A 3,681-nucleotide genomic window follows, 5' to 3' on the forward strand; every position below is an offset into this window, starting at 1 on the left:
CCCTAGTGAAGAACTGCTGGCAATCAGCAAACGGATCAAGGATCTGCGTGAAGGCGATGTAATAGGTGGTGGCTCAAGAGTCGGATTATTGCTTGACAAAGAGATTTAATACGCAAGTTTTACGAGGAGAGTGAGAATGGCCACTATTACGTCTGCTGGTGCGGGCTCTGGACTGGATTTGGAGTCTGTCATTGCTGCGAGCGTCAATGCCAAGAAGGCGCAGCTGATGCAGCCCATCACCACCAAAAAGACCAATGCCCAGATCACTCTCTCAGGGGTTGGACAGTTGAAATCGGCCATCTCCTCTTTTGTTACGACACTCCAGGCCATGTCCAAAGATGATGCGTTCAACAAACGATCGATCAATATTACCCAGGACAAAGACAAACCCGTTCTCAAGGTGGAGAGTAAGGCGGGCGCTTCAAACGGACAATATGATATCAGCGTCGAACAATTGGCGAAGACCAGCAAATTTGACGGTACCTTCGACTCATCGACGACTCCGCTCATCACTCAGGATGGGAAACTTACCTTCAAGGCTGGTGACAAGACCTTCGATGTCGATGTGAAGGCAGGGGATTCGCTACAGTCCATTCGTAAACGCATCAACAATGACGCTGACAATTTCGGTCTGAGCGTCAACATCGTCAATACCTCCGATGGTAAATCCAAGCTGATGATCGATTCCGGGGTCAGCGGCAGCGGCAAGGATCTGCAGATCACCGGCAGCAATACGGACTTGACCGATAATCTGGTGTCCAAGCTGACCAAGCGCCAAGATGCTCAAGATGCCAAGATCACTGTTGATGGCAATACTCTTACCAGTTCGTCCAATACCTTCGATGGCACTATTGTAGGACTCAAACTGACTGTGTTACGGGAGTCGGATAGCACAACCTCTACCGATGCCAGCGGTAATCCGGTCAAGACCTACAGCTCGAACAAGGTTGACGTGACAACCGATAAAGCTGGCATCAAGGATATGGTCAAAAGCTTTGTCGACGGCTACAACGCGCTGGTGAAGAAAAGCAATGAGCTAGGCAAGCGAAACTCGATTGTGGCAGGGAAGAGCCAGAATGATGGCGGTGCTCTGGCTGGCGATGCGACGACGCGTGCCGTGGTTAATATGATGAATGGCATCATCACCGAGCCCTCGCAAAAGTCCTCCACTTACTCAACGATTTTCCAGATGGGTATAAAGATGGATAACAAGGGGGTATTGTCTATCGACGATACCAAGTTCAACGAGGCTATCGACAAGAATTTCGATCAGGTAGTTGCGGTTTTTGGTGGCAAGGATGGGGTCGCAGGTCAGCTGGCCAACCAGCTGGAAACCTACTCCAAGACCGGTGGTTTACTTGCTAAACGGGAAGACTCGCTGAATTCCGATCTACGCGAAGTGAGCCGCAAAGAGTCTGATGTTGCCACTCAGCTGACCAAGTATCAGGAGACCTTGCGTGCCCGTTACGGAAGCCTGGATGCCATGCTGGCCAAGATGAACAAGTCGGCTTCATATTTGAATCTGCTGAATACCAAAAATAGTTAATTTGAAGTGATGAGTGGTGTCTCATATGTATCGTAAAAATATTAAAGCCTATACCACCCAGAATCTGCAATCCGAATTGGCAGTTGCCGATCCTTACCGCGTGATTCAACTTTTGATGCAAGGTTGCCTAGAGCGCCTAGCGCAGGCTCGTGGTGCTATTGAACGTCGAGATTTTGAGCAAAAATCCCAGTTTATCTCCAAAACAATGGCCATTATCAACGGACTGCAAGATTCACTTGATCTCTCTTATGGCAAGGTTCCCGAAGATCTTTTTGCTCTTTATGACTACATGAAAGCCCGGATGATGGATGCCAGCCGTGACATGGATATTACTGCAGTCGATGAGGTCATGAATCTGATGCTGACAGTTAAAAGCGGTTGGGATGCCATTCCTGTTGAGGAGCGTGATAAGGCCTTGGCTCAACAAAAAGTGGGCCGAGCCGAATGAATAATAACTGTTTGCCAGAATTAATCGCAGCTGGTCAAGAATTACTTACCTTGTTCGAACAGGAGGATGTACAAACGGCTGAACAGTTGATCGATCATTATCTAATTCTCCTTGATTCTGTTTTCCAGCATATCCAGCCACGTATGGTTCTTGATATGGATCACCAACAAGCATTGGTGCAGTTTCAAACTCTCCATGAGCGGATAGAACATGCAAAGAATCAGACAGAAGCAGCTTTGTGGAAATTTTCAAAAGCAGGTCGTGCATCTGATATTTACAAGCTGAACGCAGGTTAGGCAGGCATGGATATTAAAAAAGAAATTACAAATATCGAAAGTGAACTTGTTCGTCTTGAGAAGCAAAAGCAACAGGAAATTGCCATGTTGGAGGTGTTGCCTGTTCGTTTTGCAATGAACATGGATGCCTTTAAAAAATTTATGCCAAGCATATATGATTTTTTTGAATCATATAAACCGGTACGGCCATTCCGTTTTTTTTGCAATGAAAATGGTATACCTAACGTATTGTGGCTTGATGAGCAAGTTTCTTTATACGGTGATGATCCATTCTCAGATGCTGAATCACAAATTGATGAAGTAATTGATCAAAGTGTTTTGCAGTGTATTGATTTTGCACCGCAGTGGTATTTTGATGATCAAATACATATAAAGTATAACAACGAAATATCCAAGCTTAAACAGCAATCAGCGCTCGAAGGGTTACCACTCAAGAGTGCACTATCAATGGATATCCCCTTATCCTTGATGTATGGTATAGGTTTGGGTTATCAGCTTGGCTATTTATACGAACGATGCAAAGTAAAGAACTTGTTTGCCTTCGAACCAGATCTTGATATGTTTTATGCATCTTTATATTGCTTTGACTGGAGCTCTCTGTTGAATTATATGGAGCAAGAGTCTTTAAGCTTACATTTATTTATAGGAGTTGATGAGAAATTATTAGCAGCAGATATGATGGAAGCGCTTCATCGTAAAGGTGCATTCTGGTCTGCAGCTTATTTTTCATTCTGCCATTATCATTCTACAAAGTTGCACTCACTTATCAACCAGGTTGAAAATGAGTTCTACTTGCTTCGTACTGGGTGGGGGTTTTTTGATGATAATGTGTATGCATTAGCTCATAGCCATACTCATCTGCAAGATGGCACACCATTTCTTCAGAGCCAACGTGATACATCTTCATCCTCGACCATACCTGTATTTGTTGTTGGAAACGGACCATCGTTAGATCAAAGCATTGATTTTATTCGTGATCATCAACGTCAGGCCATCATTATCGCCTGTGGCACCGCAGTCAGTGCACTTTATAAAGCAGGGATAAAGCCAGATATTTATGTTGCTGTTGAGCGCACCAAGAGTTCAGCGGATTTTTTGCATATTCTAGATGCTGGTGAATTCCTCAAGGATAGCGTTTTTTTAAGCGTCGATGTGATTCATCCCGAGTGCAAAACTTTTTTCCGTAAAACTGGGTTAGCATTTAAACCAAATGAACCCATGTATAAACTGCTGACCACTCACTTGGGTGAACAGTTTGAGTTTGATTCAATCGAGTATTCAAATCCATTTGTTGGTAATACGGGGCTTAATTACGCAGCTTTGCTTGGCTTCAAGGATATTTATCTATTTGGTATTGATAATGGATATAAGTTCGCCGATAAGCATCATTC

General features: G+C 44.3%; 4 protein-coding genes and 1 pseudogene. All 5 read left to right on the forward strand.

The annotated features are described in order from the left end of the window. Nucleotides 1–109 (forward strand): annotated as a pseudogene (locus tag LD28_RS23960) (flagellar protein FlaG); the annotation flags it as partial. 27 nt (nucleotides 110–136) lie between these two features. Continuing rightward, on the forward strand, nucleotides 137–1,546 hold the full coding sequence (gene fliD, locus LD28_RS0112735; protein WP_033137338.1) for a flagellar filament capping protein FliD: 1,410 nt from the start codon (nucleotides 137–139) through the stop codon (nucleotides 1,544–1,546). Nucleotides 1,547–1,571: 25 nt separating this feature from the next. Continuing rightward, nucleotides 1,572–1,994, forward strand: coding sequence for a flagellar export chaperone FliS (fliS, locus tag LD28_RS0112740; protein WP_033137339.1), 423 nt, complete (start codon nucleotides 1,572–1,574; stop codon nucleotides 1,992–1,994). Next, the gene (locus tag LD28_RS0112745; protein ID WP_033137340.1) at nucleotides 1,991–2,290 is read left to right on the forward strand and encodes a hypothetical protein; all 300 of its coding nucleotides are present in this window, start codon (nucleotides 1,991–1,993) and stop codon (nucleotides 2,288–2,290) included. The genes fliS and LD28_RS0112745 overlap by 4 nt, the downstream gene beginning before the upstream one ends. Nucleotides 2,291–2,296: 6 nt before the next feature. After that, the coding region (locus LD28_RS0112750; protein ID WP_033137341.1) for a motility associated factor glycosyltransferase family protein at nucleotides 2,297–3,681 on the forward strand (1,385 nt) is incomplete at its 3' end.

This window comes from Aeromonas finlandensis (assembly GCF_000764645.1).
Lineage (GTDB): Bacteria > Pseudomonadota > Gammaproteobacteria > Enterobacterales > Aeromonadaceae > Aeromonas > Aeromonas finlandensis.